The sequence below is a fragment of the Pseudomonas sp. CBS genome (assembly GCF_024734645.1).
GTDB lineage: Bacteria > Pseudomonadota > Gammaproteobacteria > Pseudomonadales > Pseudomonadaceae > Aquipseudomonas.
The window spans coordinates 1,768,107-1,785,535 of sequence record NZ_CP102929.1; the positions used below are offsets into that span (position 1 = coordinate 1,768,107).

Below are 17,429 nucleotides of genomic sequence, written 5' to 3' on the forward strand. Positions count from 1 at the left end.
TTCAATGGCGGCGTGGCAGGTCGATAACGACCTTTAACCCGCCCAGCTCGCTCTCCTGCAACAGAAGCACCCCGCCCCACACGTCGACGATATCCCGCACGATCCCCAGCCCAAGGCCGTGGCCGTCAGTCTGCTCATCCAACCGTGTGCCTCGGCTGAACACCTGGTCGCGCTGGCTCTCGGGAATCCCCGGCCCGTCATCTTCCACCACCAGCCGAAAGCCTTCCGGGGTTTCGCCGATGCTCAACACAATCTCCGCGTCCGCCCATTTACAGGCGTTGTCCAGCAGGTTGCCCAACAACTCCAGCAGGTCTTCGCGGTCCCACGGCAACTGCAAACCAGGTGGTACGCGGTAACTCAAATCCAGGTGTTCGCCATGGATCATGTTCAGGGTCGCCAGCAAGCCAGGCAATTCGCCATCGCAGTCAAACAGGGCGCCGGGCAGCGTCTCGCCGGCCAGGCGCGCACGATTGAGTTCGCGATTAAGCCGTTGTTGCACCTGCTCCAGCTGTTCGCGCAGCAGCTTGCTCAGTTGCGGATGGTCCTTGAGTTGTTCGCTGGATGCCACGCTCAGCAACACCGCCAGTGGGGTTTTCAAGGCATGGCCAAGATTGCCCAGGGCATTGCGCGAACGTTTGAGGCTGTCTTCGGTGTGGGCCAGCAAGTGGTTGATCTGCGCCACCAGCGGTTCCAGCTCTACTGGCACCTGGGTGTCCAGTTGCGAGCGCTGCCCCTGCTGCAGTTGCGCGATCTGGTTGCGTGCGGTCTCCAGCGGGCGCAAGGCGCGACGCACGGTGACCCGTTGCAGGAGCAGGATCAGCAACAGCGCCGCCAGTCCCAGCACCAGACCAATCTGGCGCATCAGGCGAAAGCTTTCCCTGACCGGGGTGTAGTCCTGGGCCACGCTGATGGAAATCGATTGGCCAAAACGCTTGTAGTCCGAACGCAGTACCAGCAACTGCTGGCCTTCCGGCCCCAATTGCAGGTTGCCCTTGAGCCCGGCTTGGGGAAGTTGTGGCAGTTCCTGGTCCCATAACGAGCGGGAACGCCAATGGGTGTCGGCGAAATCGATACGGAAATAGTGCCCGGAAAACGGCCGTTGATAGGCGGGAGACAGCCGCTGTTCATCCAGCTGCACGCCCATGGGCCCGCGCACCAACGCCACCAACAGGTTTTCGCTGTCGTTGCGCAAGCCCGATTCCAGGTAGCGTTGCAGGCCCATTTCGAACAGCCACAGGCTGGTCTGCGCCAGCACCAGACCGACGATCACCATTACGCTGATCAGCCCAAGGCTCAGGCGCCGCTGGATCGACTTCATGCAGGGCTGGCGCCGAAACGGTAACCCTGGCCGCGCCGGGTCTCGATCACGCTGCGGCCCAACTTGCGGCGCAGGTGATTGACGTGGACCTCCAGCACATTGGAATCACGCTCAGTCTCGCCATCATATAAATGTTCGGCCAAATGGCTTTTCGAAAGGATTTGTTCGGGGTGCAGCATGAAATAGCGCAGCAGCCGAAACTCGGCGGCCGTCAGTTGGATCTCCTCGCCATCGCGCATCACACACTGGCGGCCCTCATCCAGGTGCAAACCGGCAGCCTGCAAGGTGGGCTGATTGGCCTGGCCATGGGAACGGCGCAGCAAGGCCTGAACACGCAGGTGCAGCTCTTCGGGGTGAAAGGGTTTGCTCAGGTAATCGTCGGCGCCCGCCTTGAGCCCTTCGATACGCTCGGCCCACGAGTCGCGAGCGGTGAGGATCAGCACCGGTGTGGCCAGGCCGGCGGCACGCCACTGCGTCAACACTTCAAGCCCGGGCAAACCCGGCAGGCCGAGGTCAAGAATGATCAGGTCGTAGGGTTCGCTGCGCCCCTGATACACCGCGTCGCGCCCGTCTGCCAGCCAGTCCACGGCATAGCCCTGGCGATTGAGCCCGGCCATCAGCTCATCGGCCAGGGGTACGTGGTCTTCCACCAGAAGCAGGCGCATCAGTCGTCTTCCTTGTCTTTGAGCAGTTGACCGGTGTTGGCGTCGAGTTCGATCTCGCGCACCACGCCTTCCACCGTCAACAGTTCGATTTCATAGATAAACCGCACAGGGCGATCCTCGTGCTCTTCAAGCTCGGCATCCAGCAGTTTGGCGCCCGGGTAGCGCTCGAATGCCGGGCCCAGCAGATGCTCAAGCGGCGCGATCACGCCCTTCTGGCGCAGGCGCAGCGCTTCATCCTGGCCCAGATCCCGAGCGGCCAGGCCAGAGCAAAATGCCAGGAGCACCAGCGCCACTTGAACGCTGGTGCGTAGATTTACCTTCATTACGTATCCTGATGATCCTTGAGGACGGCGCCGGTGACGGCGTCCAGTTCCAGGTCCCACTCAACGCCCTGGGCATCGCGCAGTTCAACCTGATAAAGGTACTTGCCGTATTCCTCTTCAAGCTCGGTTTCATGCACGGTGGCATTGGGATGTTTGGCCAGTGCGATAGCATTGAGCTTCTCGAAAGACACAATGGTACCAGCGTCGCGCAACTTCAGTGCTTCGTCCGGCCCCAGGTCGCGAGCCTGGGCGACGCCAGCGGTGAGGGCGATGATACTGCTGGCGATCAAGGCTGTGAGGGTTTTCATGGTGAGTCTCCGTTTCAGGATATTTTGCCTACGGGGCTCACGGTACTGGACCCAACTTAACTGAAACTGAATTGCCACCATGGCAATTCTGCGCAATACCTTTGCCTGCAACCGCGCAAGATTTTCTATAATGCCCTGCTCGCGGTAAATGAGACCGGTATGACTGCTATCCACATGAAGTTCCCCGCCTTGACCCTCAAGGCCGGTAAACGCGCCTTCGCACGCATTCGTGAGCAGGGGCTTGCGCCTGCGGATGTCGGCATTCTTCCCGGCGCCGCTGGCGGCCCCAAGGCCCTCGGCATCCAAGGTCTGGACCTGGCGCTGTTCGGCGACTGGCTGCCACGCGCGCCACGGGAACGCTCGCTGATCGGCGCCTCGATTGGCTCCTGGCGGTTTGCCAGTGCGTGTCTGCCCGACCCGGTGCAAGGCCTGCTCGACCTGGGCCGGCTGTACAACGAACAGCGCTTTGCCAAAGGCGTGACCATGGCCGAAGTCAGCCAGAGTTGCGTGCGCATGCTCGATGATTTGCTGGCCGGCCGTGATGCCCGGGTGCTTGATAACCCGAACTACCGGCTGAATATCATGGTGGTCAAAAGCCACGGCCTGCTGGCGGACGATCATCGCGGTCGCCTTGGTCTGGGGCTGTCATCGGTGATCGCCGACAACCTGAGGGGCCGTGCGCGGCTGTCCCGGCACTTCGAACGGCTGATCGTCCACGACCCACGCCAGGCGCCTCCACTGCATGCGCTCAAGGATTTCCCCTCGAGGTTCCTGAATCTGGAACTGGGCAACCTGCGCCAGGCGTTGCTGGCGTCGGGTTCGATCCCCATGGTGATGCAAGGCGTGCGCGACCTGCCGGGCGCCGGTGCTGGCACCTATCGCGATGGCGGCTTGCTGGACTATCACCTCGACCTGCCCTACCACGGCGATGACATCGTGCTGTACCCGCATTTCACCGACCGGGTCATCCCCGGCTGGTTCGACAAGGGCTTGCCGTGGCGCCGCGCGAATCAACAGGGACTGCAGGATGTATTACTGCTGGCACCGTCGAAGGAATACCTGGCCCGCCTGCCCCACGGCAAACTGCCAGACCGCAGCGACTTCAAGCGCTTCATGGGCGACGACCCGGGCCGCAACAAGTACTGGCAAACCGCGATGAGCGAAAGCCAGCGGCTGGGGGACGAGTTTCTGCAACTCGCCGACACCGGCCAATTGGGCGAACGCCTGCTGGCCCTCTAGCGCCCTCTCCGTAGCAGCTGTCGAGCCCAAGCGAGGCTGCGTCGGCAGCCCCTCGGTTTGCCAGACAAACCGCAAACGCAGCCTCGCCAAGGCTCGACAGTTGCTACGCGGTATGCGCGCGGCCGCGACAAACTGTTAAACTCGCCGCCTGCCAGACACCTCACCGAGCTGAAAAACCCAGTGGAAATCTTCAAAGAGTTTACCTTCGAGTCCGCCCACCGCCTGCCCCACGTTCCGGAAGGCCACAAATGCGGGCGCCTGCATGGCCATTCGTTCAAGGTGGCGATCCACCTCAGCGGCGACCTCGACCCGCATACCGGCTGGATCCGTGACTTCTCGGAGATCAAGGCGATTTTCAAGCCGCTCTACGAGCGCCTCGACCACAACTACCTCAATGACATTCCGGGCCTTGAAAACCCCACCAGCGAAGTGCTGGCCAAGTGGATCTGGAATGAACTGAAACCGTTGTTGCCGGAACTCAGCGCGATTCGCATCCATGAGACCTGCACCAGCGGCTGCATCTATCGCGGCGAGTAAGCCGGCGATGTAAAAAACCACCCTTGCGGTGGTTTTTTTATGCCGGTGAGTCCCTTACAGTCAGGGCCTCTTGCACAGAAGGCGCACGCTGCGATGCCACCCCTTATCCGCCCCGCCACCGTCGACGATACCTCCGCCATCGAGGCCATCGTCCGCGCCGCCTACTCCCCGTACATCGAACGAATCGGGCGCAAGCCAGGGCCGATGCTGGATGACTATCGCCAGCAAGTTGCAGCCGGACGCGTGCATGTGCTGGAGCACGCAGGCCAGGTGCACGGCTTTGTCGTGCTGATCCATCACGAGAAGTACCTGCTGCTGGACAACCTGGCCGTCGATCCCGGCGCCCAGGGTTTGGGTTATGGCCGTTTATTGCTGGCGTTCACGGAAAGCCAAGCCAGGCAGGGCGCCATCCGTCTCTACACGAATGAGGCGATGAGCGAAAACATCGCGCTGTACACCCGCAAAGGCTATGTGGAAACCCATCGCGCCGAGGAAAACGGCCTGCGCCGGGTTTACATGCAAAAAGACCTCACCGCGTCGCACTGAAGGAGCTCCCATGGAAAACACCTGGCTGGCCCAAGCCAAGCGCCTGCAAGCATTGGCCTCCACGGGGCTGCATTTCTGCACCGATGACTTCGAGCGCGAGCGCCTTGAGGAAATCGCGCAGATCGCCCACAGCATGCTGGCGCAATTGGGCGAAGTGCCGCTGGAGCGCATCACCGGCCTGGTGCCGGATTTTGCCAAGCGCTATTCAACGCCGATGATTGATGTGCGGGGCGCGGTGATTGACGGCGACCGGATCCTGTTGGTGCGAGAGCTGACGGATGGCTGCTGGGCCTTGCCTGGTGGTTATGCGGATATTGGCCTGTCGGCGGCTGAAAACATCGTCAAGGAAATCCGCGAAGAGGCCGGGCTGACGGTCACCGCCCGGGCGCTGTACAGCGTCACCCACAAGGCCAAAGGCTTGTACCGGCCGGATATCCGCGACTTCTACAAACTCTACTTTCTGTGCGAACGGGTCGATCAACTGGCGCCCATGGCCGGTTTCGAAACCACGGAAGTCGGGTTCTTCAGCCTCGACGACCTGCCCCCGTTGTCCCGGGGCCGCACGATTGAAAGCGACCTTGAGGCCGCCTTCGCCTTTCATCGCGGGGAGATCACTCACACCCTGTTCGATTGAATAACCGGTGATCCAATTTGTATCACCCCTGCACTGCTTTCGCGCCTGACTGGGCAAAAAGACCAATCCCTCCTGCCCGCTGCCCCTGTTTGACTATAAATACTGTGCAACCTGCACAGTACTGACCGTGCGCCCGTCACTGCCTTGCACTTGGCACGACGGGTGCAATAGGCCTGCGTCACTCATTCAGGGAGAACGGCATATGACGCAGAACGAACCGGGCAATGACTACCCTCTCAGCGAGGTGCCCATGCATGCCCGCAAAGGCCTGGCCTCCACCGCCATGGTATTGCTGGGCTTCACCTTTTTTACCGCGACCATGTTCGCCGGCGGCAAGCTGGGGGTGGCCTTCAGCTTTACCCAGATGCTCGGCGTCGTGGCCCTGGGTAACCTGCTGTTGGGTATCTACGCCGCAGGCTTGGGTTACATCGCGTTCAAGAGCGGTTTGAACTCGGTGCTGATGGGGCGCTTCTGCTTCGGTGAAGTGGGGAGCAAGTTGAGCGACTTGATCCTCGGTTTCACCCAGATCGGCTGGTACGCCTGGGGCACCGCCACCGCTGCTGTGGTGCTGGGCAAGTATTTCGAGTTGAGCCAGGGCAGCGTACTGGGGTTGATGGTGCTGTTCGGCATGGTGTTCTGCGCGACGGCCTACGTGGGCTATCGCGGGTTGGAGATTCTGTCCTACATCGCCGTGCCGGCCATGGGCATTTTGCTGTGTCTGTCGATGTGGGTCGCCACGGTAAAAGTCGGCGGGTTGGAAGGGCTGCTGGCCGTGGTACCTACCGGTGAACTGGACATGTCCACCGCCATCACGCTGGTGTTCGGCACCTTCGTCAGCGGCGCGACCCAGGCCACCAACTGGACGCGGTTCTCGCGCTCGGCCAAGGTCGCGGTGCTCGCCAGCCTGATCGGCTTCTTTATCGGCAACGGCTTGATGGTGTTGATTGGGGCCTACGGCGCCATCGTCTACCAACAGCCCGACGTGGTCGAAGTGTTGCTGCTGCAAGGCTTTGCCATGGCAGCCATGGCAATGTTGCTGCTGAATATCTGGAGCACCCAGGACAACACCATCTACAACTTCGCCGTTGCCGGCTGCAACCTGCTGCGCACCAAGCGCCGCAAAACGGTGACCCTGGCCGGCGCGGTGATCGGCACCCTGCTGGCACTGCTGGGCATGTACGACATGCTGGTGCCCTACCTGATCCTGCTGGGCACGGTAATCCCACCGATTGGCGGGGTGATCATGGCGGACTTCTTCTATCGCTATCGCGGCCACTATCCGCGCCTGGCTGATACGCGCCTGCCGGCTTTCAACTGGCCGGGGCTGATCGCTTACGCCGTGGGTACGGTGCTGGCGTTTCACTCACCTTGGGTGGCGCCGTTAGTGGGGATTGTGGCGGCGTCGCTGACCTACATCGTGCTGACCAGTGTGCTACGGGTGCGGGCGCCCTTGGCTGACGTGCGGGCATGAGCCTGACGATAGCCGATGTGCTGGCCTTGCCTGGCCTTGAGTCGATGTGCCTGCGGGCCGGGGAAGCCGGCCTGGAGAACACGGTGCGCTGGCCCTATGTCGCAGAAAACAGCGGCATTGCAGAATGGGTGTTGGGCGGCGAACTGGTGTTTGTCACCGGCATCAATCACCCGCGGGACGAGGCCAACCTGCTGGTGTTGCTGGACGAAGCCTGTCAGCGCCAGGTCGCCGGCCTGGTGATCCTCACGGGGCCGGACTATATCCAGGCAATTCCCCAGCGTTTGCTGGAAGCGGCGCAAGAGGCGGGCATGCCGCTGATCGAACAGCCGTACTCGTTGAAGATGGTGCTGGTGACCCAGGCCATCGGCTCGGCGTTGATCCAGTCGCAACAGCTGGGGCGCTCGCGACATGATGTATTGGAACGCCTGCTGGCCGGTGATTACCAATCCCTGGATTTGCTGTTGCACCGCGCCGCGCAGTTGGGCATGCCGTTGGCCGGACACTGGCAGCTCGTCCAGCTGCAACTGGACGGCAGCGACGCGCTGTTTGCCCAAGGTGAAGCGCCGGAGGTGGAGGCACAGCTTGCCCGTCAGCACGATGCCATTTCCCGACGTTTGCGCCAGTTTTCGGCGCAGCACTCCTCGCGTTTGCCTGTGCTGGGGCGTGCCGGACAATGGACGTTGCTGTTGCCGGCGATGGACGCGGGTGCGGCATTGGCCAACCGCCAGTTGTTGGCCGGTTGGTTGAAAGCACTGAACCTGCGCCTGGCACCGTTGAAACTGTTTATCGGCCTGAGTGCTGCCGCGCAGCCTCCCGCGCGACTGGCTCAGGCCCTGGACGAGGCGCGCCAGGCGTTGGCCGCTGCACGACGGTTCAGTGAGCGCGCCGGGCTGTGTGTCTACGACGAGTTGGGGGTACTCAAATTGCTCAGCGGCGTACGTGATCGCGCCCTGCTCGACCAGTTTCTCAACGAACGCCTGGGGCCGCTGCTGCGGCACGACCTGCACCACGGCCCAAGCCTGATGCCGACCCTGGAGGCCTGGTTCCACGAGAATGGTAACCTTGTGGCCGCCGCCCAGCGGCTGGCGGTTCACCGTAACACCCTGACGCACCGCGTCCAGCGCATCGAAGCCCTGTGCGGGCTGACGCTGGACAATGCTTATGACCGCCTGGACATCGGCATCGCGCTGATGATCTGGCGGCTGTCTGCCTGACTGTTTTTTGCCAAGAGGAACTTGCCCATGCACATCATCAACGCCCGCCTGCGCAACCGTGAAGGCCTGCATGATCTGCACCTGGAACACGGCCGGATCGCCAGCATCACCCAACAAGGCGCGGCTCCCATAACAGGCCCCGACGACCTGGACGCCGCCGGCAACCTGGTGGTACCGCCCTTCGTCGAGCCGCACATTCACCTCGACGCCACCCTGACCGCCGGCGAGCCGCGTTGGAACATGAGCGGCACACTGTTTGAAGGCATCGAGTGCTGGGGTGAACGCAAGGCCACCATCACCCAGGAAGACACCAAGACCCGTGCCAAAAAAACCATCCAGACCCTGGCCGCCCATGGCATCCAGCATGTGCGCACCCACGTCGACGTCACTGACCCGGACCTCACCGCGCTCAAGGCCATGCTCGAAGTGCGCGAGGAAAGCGGCCACCTGATCGATCTGCAAATCGTCGCCTTCCCCCAGGAAGGCATCGAGTCCTACCGCAATGGCCGCGAGTTGATGGAAGAAGCCATTCGCCTGGGCGCCGACGTGATCGGGGGCATCCCGCACTTTGAATACACCCGCGACCAGGGAGTGAGTTCGGTGAAGTTTCTGATGGACCTGGCCGAGCGCACCGGTTGCCTGGTAGACGTGCACTGCGACGAAACCGATGACCCACACTCGCGCTTCCTCGAAGTGCTGGCCGAAGAGGCCCGCAGCCGCGACATGGGCGCCCGCGTGACCGCCAGCCACACCACGGCCATGGGCTCTTACGACAATGCCTACTGCGCCAAGCTCTTCCGCCTGCTGGGGCACTCGGGCATCAGCTTTGTCTCCTGCCCTACCGAAAGCATCCACCTGCAGGGCCGCTTCGACACCTTCCCCAAACGCCGCGGCGTGACCCGGGTCAACGAACTGCTGGAGGCCGGCATGAACGTCTGCTTCGGCCAGGACTCCATCGTCGACCCTTGGTATCCACTGGGTAACGGCAATATTTTGCGGGTGCTGGAAGCAGGGCTGCATATCTGCCACATGCTTGGCTACCGCACCCTGCAAAGCGCCCTCGACCTCGTCACCGATAACAGCGCCAAGGCCATGGCCCTGGGGGATCGTTATGGCCTGGAGCCAGGGCGTCCGGCGAACCTGTTGATTCTGTCTGCGGACAGCGACTATGAAGTGATTCGCAGCCAGGGATTGCCGTTGTATTCGATTCGTGGAGGCAAGGTGTTGATGAAACGCCGGCCGGCGCAGGTGGAGTTTTTGTAGGCTCATGTGATTGAGTCGATGTCGAGGGTTTGCGGCTTTCCCCAGCCGTCATCCGGTTGTGGCGGGATACTCGCCACTTGGGTGAGTTCGCGGTTTTGCGGGTGGGTGAACCAGCGTTTCAGGCTGGATTGCAGGGTTGGGGATGAAGCGTGGCTGCCATAGACGTCGCGGGCCTGGAGGTGGCGCCAGCGGAGGGTTGCCAGGCGGTCGCGACTGTCCTTCAGCCGGTCGACTTCCTGGCTCAAAGGGTCGTGGTGTTCGTAGCCACGCTGGTTGGCAGGACGATGCAGATCCAGCCTTTTTCGTTGTTCCCGTATCTGGTGCTGCATGGTGAACAAGGCTTTGTCGATCAGTTCAAATTCACGGGCAGTTACGAGGGTGCCATGGGTGTCCAGGGTTTGCTGCCAACGGCGCAACGTGGCCCAGGCGGCGGGGATGTAGCTGACGACCATGGAGTGATGGGTACTCTGAATAAGCTGTTTGATCAGGTTGGCGCGATCCGGCATATCGCCATTGAGCCTCAATGCGCGTTTGCAGGCCGCGTCCTCAATGGATTCACAGCCAGGGGTCCACAAGACGGAGGACTGTGTACCGTCCGGTAGCAGTATCGGCATGAAGTGCTGCTGCGCGCCGTGGTGCTGGTAAGGGTTGCCGGTCAGCCGTACCAGGCCCAAGGCAAACAGCAGGCCCCCGGGCGCAGGATTGCTGAATAGCACTACGGCGCCAGGGATCCAGAGTTTGGCGGTAGTGTTCATCCAGGGTGCGGGAACACTCGGGACAGGGTCGTTGTGGTTGACGATCCGGTGATGCACCAGAGCCGAGGCGCCGTCGGTGAATTCGGAGTCGGCAGCTCGGGGGGCTCCGTAGGTGTATAGGAGGATGTTGTAGTGGGTATCTTCGGTTCGACGTAATCCCTCAGCCAGTAACAAGGCAATCGCACCGCCGAGGCTGTGCCCGCAAATCACAATGCGCTGCCCTGTATAAAATTGGTCAAGGTAGCGCCGTACAAAATCATGCATGGCTTGATAAGCCTGGTAAAAGCCTTCATGAGCCTTGCCGACACCGTCAATGAAATTCACTTGATGGGCATTTGCATCCCTCAGTATGTCGACTCCGCTGGCCGTGCCCCTTACGGCAATAATGATCACTTCATCGTGATGACTGATAAATGCCTGGGTATCAGTGCCATCCTTTTCGTCGTCGAAAAAGTGCAGGCGTGCTGGATGCTCCTGCTCTTCACCCAACTCGGAGCGATTTTGCTGATATAACTCAGGATCGAAGGGCAAAATTTCGAAGCGCAGGGAATACGGTACCTCTTCCAATAACGGATAAAAGTGTTGTACTTGCTTAGCATCGACCTTCCAGGGTTCCTGATAGCCCGATAGTCTGTCGGCAAAGAAATGACCGACGCTAGGGTCCCGTTGAAAGCTGACTTGGTCTATGGGTTTTGCTGGGGGCTCCTGTCCAAAATCGCAATAGCTCAACGTGGACATAAGTGCCAACTGATAGAGGTTCAACGCACAGAATTGATCCTCGGTGGACAGCATAGGGCGCAGTGCTCGCAATGGGCGAACCTCAAGTACTGTGTGCCGGTTGGGAAATAAAACGACACCAACCAACGTCGGCTGGGGTGGCCCGAATCCAAGGTCGGCCATCATTTTTAGTGCATGTCGCGGGGGTCGATGAGTACGGGATACGATGCGTGGCAAGTGAGCGGCGTATCGGACCAGATCACGTACTTCGACCTGATAGAACAGGTCCGTCTGATTCTTCGAAAGGCTTCGTTCGATACGCTGGCCATCGGCCCGGAGAAAGCGGGTTTGTTCCGCACGAACCTGGAGCTCGGTGATGGGTAGCTTGTAAGCCAGACGCGTCATCAAATCGGTATAAGGCTTTTCTGAACCGGAGTAGCGTTCATCCAACTTAATGACGAGCGGACCACAGTAAAAATCATCTCGCCTGGCAAAGCCCTCACCATCCAAACGACCGAAGTACTCACGCCCCGCGCTGTCATACAATGTGTAAGGCAGACCGCCGTAGGCCTTTCCGTCCCCAAACTCATCTACTAGGCAGAAACTTGCCCAATGTCCTCTTAACGAACAAGCAGGTGCCTTGTCGCTAAAAAACGGTTGCTTCCATGCATCCTGTTTCATGAATAAGCTTCCTATTCTGTACACGTTGGATAGACGTCGCATACGCGTCCATCCGGCATTTTGATAGCTTTGAAATCAGTAGTATTCCCACGGCAATACGCAAACACATCGTCCAAGCTTTCCCCCATACAGCGTCTCCAGCCTCCCGGAACGGCAACCCAGTTGTCGTCTACAGCGGGTAGTTCCTCGTTTGCCACTGCCAGCACCATCCTCAGTGTTTTCCCCTCTAACTGATCCCGTTGTGCAAAGCCTCCTGCTCGTGACTTACTCGACTGTCCAATGGCGTCCAACGAATTACACATAAGGATTTTCCTGATCGCATGCAGCGGTCCGATCGTCCTGAAAAACCACTGACACCGCCCCTGTAACTCCTGAACACCCGACTCAGGCATTCCGGCCATACCGTCTTCCAACCGATCCCGCACATTAATAATTGCGAAATCCCCCCCGACATCCGCCGACCGCTCCCCCCACTTCGCGTACATATCAAACGTAATACTGCGCAACACCAACGGGCACCCATCCACCGTCTCCGTCAGCGGTACTTCAAAGCTCACCCGATTGGCCACTGGCTTCCCAAGGGTGTCAAAAACCTTGTCCTCCGGCCGCTTGCCCCGTCGTTTGGGCAGGGTGCAGGTCTCACCCGTTGCCGGCCGATAAGCCGCATCACTCTTGAAGCGAAAATTCGCCGGCAAATCGACTTCCAGGGTGAAACTGTCCGCCGGTTTCATCGCACAACCAGACGCAGCCAACACGCCACACACGAGCAACCCTCGCCACACGCTCAACATAAATCCTCTACGCATCCTGCTGCTCCCGCTCCACCCGACGCCACTCCCCAACCACCCGCTGAAAATGATCCTCCGGCACTTCCCCACGCATCGGCTGCCATCGAATAAACACATCCCCCGTGGCTTCCACCAACCGCCGCACCACCAAAAACTCCAGCTGTTCCGGCCTCTCCCATTGCCAAGCCCGCGCTTGTTCCAGCACCTGTTCCAGCCAGACTCTCGGGTCCTGAAATTCAGCCAGTTGACTGAGCGCCTCGCTGTACTCAGCCAGCAGATAACGCAGGATATTGGCCTGCAGAATCGCGCCCGCCTGTGGGTTCGGCACCTCCAGCCACGGCGCAGGATCGGGTACCGGATACGCCCCAGGAGCCGGGTTATCGACACAGCTCCAACGCTCACCCTGCCAGTAACACACGCTGATCAGCGGCCCGAGAAAAACAGGCCAGTCCCGAGCAGGCAGGTGAACCAACGCCCGCGCCAAGGTGCGGTTATCGTGGAAGCGGTACAGCGCCTGACTGCCCGCCGCTCCCACTACCAACCTGTCGCGCCAGTGCCGGCTAACACCCGATAAATCATCACCCGGCAGGCTGCCCAACCAGCCCCAATGACGCTGAGGGTTTTGCAACAAACCCACCAATCCGGGCTCGTTGACATGGTCGAGCAACAGGAGCATCGGCCCATCCGCCGCCATTTCCGTTGCGACGGTGTCACCATAGAGGCTGCGATACTCAGCGACCGTGCGTGTCGCCAGCAGTACCCCAAGCGCATCGCTTTCACCCTGTAGAACCAGGCACAGCCGGCGCCCTGCCTGCTGCTGTTCAGCCATCCACTGGCCAAGCGCGTTCTCCATCAAGCCGCCCTCCCGGTGGATTCGCACAGGCCTTCACGGCAGCGCTCGCACACTGGACAGAAGTCCGCATCCAGTCTTCTGGCCAGCTCCATGACTGCGCCTTGGATAACCGAAACCTTCGGCCCATCCGCTGCAAATGCGGACGCAGCAGCCACGTCACCCGGTCCAACTGGGCTGGCTGTTCGAGTCCCGGCAGGCACACCGCCCAGCGTGATGGGCCGACTGCTGAAAATCCCTCCGGCCTGAATCAGCAAATGCTCACCACCGGCCTTGAAGCTCAACTGCGCACCGGCATCGATAACCAGGTTGGCACCGGCCTTCAGATGGACCTGTTGCCCCGCTTCGATCACCAGGGTCTGGCCGACATGGGTCTGGCTGTTGCCCTGCACGTGCAAGTGATCATCAGCCCCAAGCCGAACCTTGCGGTCGCCGGCGATGCTGCGATGTTCCTCGTCTCCCAGGGTGGTCGTACTCAAGCCGTGGATGGTTTCCCGACGTTCGCCCACGACCTCCAGCCGACTGTCGTGGCCGACCTGCTGCTCCAGGTCGCGTTGGGCGCGCAGGTAGATGAGCTCGTGGCCGCTACGGTCCTCGAGGTGCAGCTCGTTGGCCCCCGCCCCGCCCGGCGAACTGCGGCTGCGCAGAACGCTACGGGTCTTGTGTTGCGGCAACGGATAGGCGACCGGTTGCAACGTGTTAGGCAGGCAACCGTTGATCACTGGCCGGTCCGGGTCGCCCTCCAGGAACGTCACCAAGACCTCCATGCCCACGCGCGGGATCATCACCGCGCCAAAGCTGTCGCCCGCCCAACCGGTTGCCACCCGCACCCAACAGCTGCTCTTGTCGTCGTTCTTGTCCAGGCGGTCCCAGTGAAAGCGAATTTTTACCCGCCCGTGTGCGTCGCAATGCACGTCCTCACCCACGGGGCCAGTGACCGTTGCGGTCTGACAGCCGCTGATACGCGGTTTGGGGTGCGTGAGCGGTGGGCGGTAAGCGGCGCGCCAAGGCGTTGCGGTAAATCGATTGCGATAGCCTTGGAATGCCTCGGCATCCACCACCGCCTCTTCCAGCACCTGCGGCTGATAGCCTTCGTGGCGCACGCTGGTGATCAACCACAAGTCATTGCAGGAGAGGTCCGGATGGTCGCGCAGCTCCAGGAAATGCCCACTGCGCAAAGCCGGCTGATCACTGCGGCCCAACGCCCGATGACGGTCCCGCTGATGACGTTCCAGGCTCCGTCGGGCCAACTGCGAACCTCGCAGGTGCCCCGTAAACCCCGCTGGATATTGATAGTCTTCAAGTACAGGCGAGGAACCGACCTGCTCCTGCAGGCGCAACGACGGATGTTCGAAGTCATAGTCACGCCGGACAACCTGAGTGCTGCGCGTGGCCAAGCGCACATCAAAACGCTGGATCACCAGTGCCTCGGCAGTTGGGCCACCGGCCGCACAAAAGTGCTGCGCCGGCAAACGACGAAACACCGTCTGATCATCACCAAGCACCAGTACATGGCCGTCCGTACTGTGGCGAAAGTGGTAGTGAATGCCCTCTTCCTCGCACAGCCGCTGGATAAAATGCAGATCGGTTTCCGCGTATTGCACACAGAACGTACGTGGCGGGTACACCACCGGCCCCAATTCAAAGGCATAGGCATCGGCGAAAATACCGTGCTGCTCAAGCACCGCCGCGATGATCTGCGGCACGCTGCGCTGCTGGAAAATCCGCTGGTCGCAACGATGGGCCAGATACGCCAAACGCGGAGCAAGGGTCAGGTTATAGCGGGTCAGCCGCCGGCCTGGGTCTTCCCGGCCAATGGCATAGATCTGCCCGTGAAGGCCTTCACCCGGCTCACCAAAATCCAGATAGGCCGGTTGGTGAAGCAGCTTCTCCAGATCAAGGCCGGGGTTTTCACTGACCCACTGCACTTCAATGAAAAAAGGCCGATCGATACTTTCGCTGCCTTTAAACGCCAGCACCTCAAGTTCCTGTTTTATTCCTGCGACGATCAGTTTGAAGCGTGACGAAACAAGCGTGTTGAACATCCGTTGTTACCCGCCATTCATTGTCGAGCTGAAATAGCTCCTCCACAAAACGCAGAGAACACCACTCAATTCGAAGCCGATAAAAAGTGCCTGAACCCCAGGAATACTAGCGATTTCAGGCGAAATTCGGCCGCTTCAAAATAAAAAAGAAGATTCGTACATCGATATTGGAAGGGTCTTTTATCAATTACAGAAATGCAGTTAAACAGCCATTACTCACTAACAGGAATACTCTTACGCCGCCATTCACCAAGACCGCTTATTTATAGAGAAGCAACTGACAAAGATAATTAAGCCAGCCACTCCGTTTTTCAAACTTCCTGCAGCCGCGCAGTCCCGAACAGGCTAACGCTCAGCAACTCACCCGCCTCTGTTTGCAACCGCACCGGTGCAGTACCGCCCGGCATCACCACCGCCACCTCGCCCGCCGTCACCCATCCTACAGACCACGCGGCGCAAGCCACGGCGCTTGCGCTGGTCCCGGAGGACGCCGTCGGCCCCTCACCACGTTCGAACACCCGCGCGATCACACGGTTACCTGAATCCCGGGCGACCCATTGCAGGTTGATCCCGGAAATACAAGGCTGTCCGGCCCCGACAGGTGGCGCAAAGGCAATCGCCCTCAGCGGATCGAACAACGCTGGCCGATGCATCTGCGCGTTGTCCGGTAACGCCGACGCTTCCTGTACCAACGTCACACAATGAGGGTTGCCCACCCGTACAAACTGGCTGTGGCGCCACTCAGGATTAAGTGCAGCCAGTGGCAAAACATGGCTCACCTCGGTTCCCTCAAGCGAGACCAAGCCAACGCCAACAGCCCCTACCGCCACAGGCCCGAACTCGGGACGCCCCAACGCCAGCCAGAAGCCCTGCACCTGTTCATACTCCGCAGGCTCAACCCGTGTAACCACTGGCGACAGCGCATCCGTCTTGTCGTGATGCACCCGCAGTTCGCAGCCTTGCGCCATCAATCCCTGGTCGGTCAACGACTGCGCAAAAATCGTCAGGCCGTTGCCACTGCGTTCCGCCAGGGAGCCATCCGTGTTAACGATCAACAGGTCAAAGGGCGGCGCTGCCTGAAACGGCCCCACCAACAAACCGTCACAACGATGCGCCTTGGCCTCTGCCGGGCGCGGCAAAGTACCCCAACCGCACTCGGCAGCAATCGCCGCCGATGCCCAGGCACCTCGGGTGCCAGCGGCCAAGTCGGCACGGTCCGGCACGTCGATACCCTTGCTGCGTAACTGCGCCGGGCTTACCACCCCGTAGATATTCCCGCGGGCGTCGTAGAACAGGGTCATTGCGCCGTCCGCATAAAGATCCGTACCACCTCTTCCAGGTGCTTGCGCATGGCCTGTCGCGCGCCCTCCGCGTCCCGTTGCTCCAGTGCATCGAGGATCTTGCGGTGCTCGTCTTCCGAGCGATGGGGCATGTCGTCCGAGGTGTAATGCGCCTGTAACCGCTGGAACATGCTGCCGTACCGATGCCCCAGCAGGTGCGCAATCATCAGCGCATAGGCCGGATTGCCCGAGGCCTGGGCGATACGGATGTGAAACAGGCGATCGCCCGGGTGGGTGTGGGAGCCTTCGCGATTGTCCTGCACGTTGCGCTCGAAGGCCTCACGGATACCCGCGAGTTCCTCGTCAGTGGCGTGTTTGGCCGCCAGGGCGGCGGCTTCCGGCTCAATCAGGCGCCGGGCCTGGAGCAGGGAAAACGGCGGAATCTCGGCGTTGAAATCCACATGCAGGTTGAGTTCCGGGTCGAACTCTTTCCATTGGTCCCGGGTGGCCTGGGCCATTACCGGTTCCTGGCTGACTTTCGGTTGCACCGGTTCACACACCAGCACGCCGTTACCCACCCGCACGTCCACCAGGCCGATCACCTCCAGGGCAATCATCGCTTCGCGAACGGAGGCGCGGCTCACGCCCAGCAGCTTGGCCAGCTCGCGTTCAGCCGGTAGACGACTGCCCGGCGGAAATTCTCCGCTGTCGATCAACGCCCGCAACTGGTCGGCAATCTGTCGATAAAGACGTTGGTTATCAATCACTTGAAATGGCATCTAGGCTCAGCTCGAT

The 17,429-nt window shown here is 60.6% G+C and carries 17 protein-coding genes; 7 read left to right on the forward strand and 10 right to left on the reverse strand.

Features of this window, described 5'->3' with window-relative positions:
• Position 1: 1 nt before the first annotated feature.
• Genes NVB75_RS08015 through NVB75_RS08030 form a run of 4 tightly spaced genes read right to left on the reverse strand, consistent with a single transcriptional unit; the run spans position 2 to position 2,614 of the window.
• Positions 2–1,318 (reverse strand): sensor histidine kinase, encoded by a 1,317-nt coding sequence (locus tag NVB75_RS08015; RefSeq protein WP_258346741.1) that lies wholly within the window; start codon positions 1,316–1,318, stop codon positions 2–4.
• The gene (locus tag NVB75_RS08020) at positions 1,315–1,983 is read right to left on the reverse strand and encodes a response regulator transcription factor (RefSeq protein WP_076016748.1); all 669 of its coding nucleotides are present in this window, start codon (positions 1,981–1,983) and stop codon (positions 1,315–1,317) included. The genes NVB75_RS08015 and NVB75_RS08020 overlap by 4 nt, the downstream gene beginning before the upstream one ends.
• Positions 1,983–2,306, reverse strand: a complete 324-nt coding sequence (locus NVB75_RS08025; protein ID WP_177029077.1) for a PepSY domain-containing protein — start codon at positions 2,304–2,306, stop codon at positions 1,983–1,985. The genes NVB75_RS08020 and NVB75_RS08025 overlap by 1 nt, the downstream gene beginning before the upstream one ends.
• A complete protein-coding gene (locus tag NVB75_RS08030; RefSeq protein WP_258346742.1) occupies positions 2,306–2,614 on the reverse strand; it encodes a PepSY domain-containing protein in 309 nt (102 codons plus the stop codon). Before NVB75_RS08030 ends, NVB75_RS08025 begins: the two co-directional genes overlap by 1 nt.
• A 159-nt stretch (positions 2,615–2,773) precedes the next feature.
• Between NVB75_RS08030 and NVB75_RS08035 the strand changes: the two genes are divergently transcribed.
• From NVB75_RS08035 to codA, 7 genes are all read left to right on the forward strand, one after another.
• The gene (locus NVB75_RS08035) at positions 2,774–3,853 is read left to right on the forward strand and encodes a patatin-like phospholipase family protein (RefSeq protein WP_258346743.1); all 1,080 of its coding nucleotides are present in this window, start codon (positions 2,774–2,776) and stop codon (positions 3,851–3,853) included.
• 180 nt (positions 3,854–4,033) lie between these two features.
• Positions 4,034–4,390, forward strand: coding sequence for a 6-carboxytetrahydropterin synthase QueD (gene queD, locus NVB75_RS08040; protein ID WP_003190259.1), 357 nt, complete (start codon positions 4,034–4,036; stop codon positions 4,388–4,390).
• A 93-nt stretch (positions 4,391–4,483) separates the two neighbouring features.
• Positions 4,484–4,936: a GNAT family N-acetyltransferase gene (locus NVB75_RS08045; protein ID WP_258346744.1), complete on the forward strand. Its 453-nt coding sequence runs from the start codon at positions 4,484–4,486 to the stop codon at positions 4,934–4,936.
• Positions 4,937–4,946: 10 nt separating this feature from the next.
• On the forward strand, positions 4,947–5,570 hold the full coding sequence (locus NVB75_RS08050) for an NUDIX hydrolase (protein WP_258346745.1): 624 nt from the start codon (positions 4,947–4,949) through the stop codon (positions 5,568–5,570).
• Positions 5,571–5,772: 202 nt separating this feature from the next.
• Entirely contained in the window at positions 5,773–7,041 is a 1,269-nt protein-coding gene (gene codB, locus NVB75_RS08055; protein WP_258346746.1) for a cytosine permease, read from the forward strand.
• Entirely contained in the window at positions 7,038–8,255 is a 1,218-nt protein-coding gene (locus NVB75_RS08060) for a PucR family transcriptional regulator ligand-binding domain-containing protein (RefSeq protein WP_258346747.1), read from the forward strand. Before codB ends, NVB75_RS08060 begins: the two co-directional genes overlap by 4 nt.
• A gap of 27 nt (positions 8,256–8,282) precedes the next feature.
• Entirely contained in the window at positions 8,283–9,518 is a 1,236-nt protein-coding gene (gene codA / locus NVB75_RS08065; RefSeq protein WP_258346749.1) for a cytosine deaminase, read from the forward strand.
• A gap of 2 nt (positions 9,519–9,520) precedes the next feature.
• Here codA and NVB75_RS08070 read toward each other — a convergent pair whose 3' ends face one another.
• From NVB75_RS08070 to NVB75_RS08095, 6 genes are all read right to left on the reverse strand, one after another.
• Positions 9,521–11,671 carry a lipase family protein gene (locus NVB75_RS08070; RefSeq protein ID WP_258346750.1) on the reverse strand — a complete coding sequence of 717 codons (2,151 nt, stop codon included), beginning with the start codon at positions 11,669–11,671 and terminating at the stop codon, positions 9,521–9,523.
• A gap of 11 nt (positions 11,672–11,682) precedes the next feature.
• Positions 11,683–12,477: a hypothetical protein gene (locus NVB75_RS08075; RefSeq protein WP_258346751.1), complete on the reverse strand. Its 795-nt coding sequence runs from the start codon at positions 12,475–12,477 to the stop codon at positions 11,683–11,685.
• Positions 12,470–13,312: a DUF4123 domain-containing protein gene (locus NVB75_RS08080; RefSeq protein ID WP_258346752.1), complete on the reverse strand. Its 843-nt coding sequence runs from the start codon at positions 13,310–13,312 to the stop codon at positions 12,470–12,472. The genes NVB75_RS08075 and NVB75_RS08080 overlap by 8 nt, the downstream gene beginning before the upstream one ends.
• Positions 13,312–15,354 (reverse strand): type VI secretion system tip protein TssI/VgrG, encoded by a 2,043-nt coding sequence (gene tssI, locus NVB75_RS08085; RefSeq protein WP_258346753.1) that lies wholly within the window; start codon positions 15,352–15,354, stop codon positions 13,312–13,314. Before tssI ends, NVB75_RS08080 begins: the two co-directional genes overlap by 1 nt.
• 311 nt (positions 15,355–15,665) lie before the next feature.
• Positions 15,666–16,655: a diaminopimelate epimerase gene (locus tag NVB75_RS08090; RefSeq protein ID WP_258346754.1), complete on the reverse strand. Its 990-nt coding sequence runs from the start codon at positions 16,653–16,655 to the stop codon at positions 15,666–15,668.
• Complete coding sequence (locus tag NVB75_RS08095; protein WP_017476170.1) at positions 16,652–17,413, reverse strand: FadR/GntR family transcriptional regulator; 762 nt, start codon at positions 17,411–17,413, stop codon at positions 16,652–16,654. Before NVB75_RS08095 ends, NVB75_RS08090 begins: the two co-directional genes overlap by 4 nt.
• Positions 17,414–17,429: the final 16 nt, after the last annotated feature.

Coding starts and splice junctions, on each gene's coding strand:
- NVB75_RS08030 (WP_258346742.1), bottom strand. CDS start 2,614: ATGAAAACCCTCACAGCCTTGATCGCCAGCAGTATCATCGCCCTCACC.
- NVB75_RS08060 (WP_258346747.1), top strand. CDS start 7,038: ATGAGCCTGACGATAGCCGATGTGCTGGCCTTGCCTGGCCTTGAGTCG.
- NVB75_RS08090 (WP_258346754.1), bottom strand. CDS start 16,655: ATGACCCTGTTCTACGACGCCCGCGGGAATATCTACGGGGTGGTAAGC.
- codA (WP_258346749.1), top strand. CDS start 8,283: ATGCACATCATCAACGCCCGCCTGCGCAACCGTGAAGGCCTGCATGAT.
- NVB75_RS08035 (WP_258346743.1), top strand. CDS start 2,774: ATGACTGCTATCCACATGAAGTTCCCCGCCTTGACCCTCAAGGCCGGT.
- NVB75_RS08020 (WP_076016748.1), bottom strand. CDS start 1,983: ATGCGCCTGCTTCTGGTGGAAGACCACGTACCCCTGGCCGATGAGCTG.
- NVB75_RS08080 (WP_258346752.1), bottom strand. CDS start 13,312: ATGGAGAACGCGCTTGGCCAGTGGATGGCTGAACAGCAGCAGGCAGGG.
- NVB75_RS08045 (WP_258346744.1), top strand. CDS start 4,484: ATGCCACCCCTTATCCGCCCCGCCACCGTCGACGATACCTCCGCCATC.
- NVB75_RS08025 (WP_177029077.1), bottom strand. CDS start 2,306: ATGAAGGTAAATCTACGCACCAGCGTTCAAGTGGCGCTGGTGCTCCTG.
- NVB75_RS08075 (WP_258346751.1), bottom strand. CDS start 12,477: ATGCGTAGAGGATTTATGTTGAGCGTGTGGCGAGGGTTGCTCGTGTGT.
- tssI (WP_258346753.1), bottom strand. CDS start 15,354: ATGTTCAACACGCTTGTTTCGTCACGCTTCAAACTGATCGTCGCAGGA.
- NVB75_RS08095 (WP_017476170.1), bottom strand. CDS start 17,413: ATGCCATTTCAAGTGATTGATAACCAACGTCTTTATCGACAGATTGCC.
- NVB75_RS08070 (WP_258346750.1), bottom strand. CDS start 11,671: ATGAAACAGGATGCATGGAAGCAACCGTTTTTTAGCGACAAGGCACCT.
- codB (WP_258346746.1), top strand. CDS start 5,773: ATGACGCAGAACGAACCGGGCAATGACTACCCTCTCAGCGAGGTGCCC.
- NVB75_RS08015 (WP_258346741.1), bottom strand. CDS start 1,318: ATGAAGTCGATCCAGCGGCGCCTGAGCCTTGGGCTGATCAGCGTAATG.
- NVB75_RS08050 (WP_258346745.1), top strand. CDS start 4,947: ATGGAAAACACCTGGCTGGCCCAAGCCAAGCGCCTGCAAGCATTGGCC.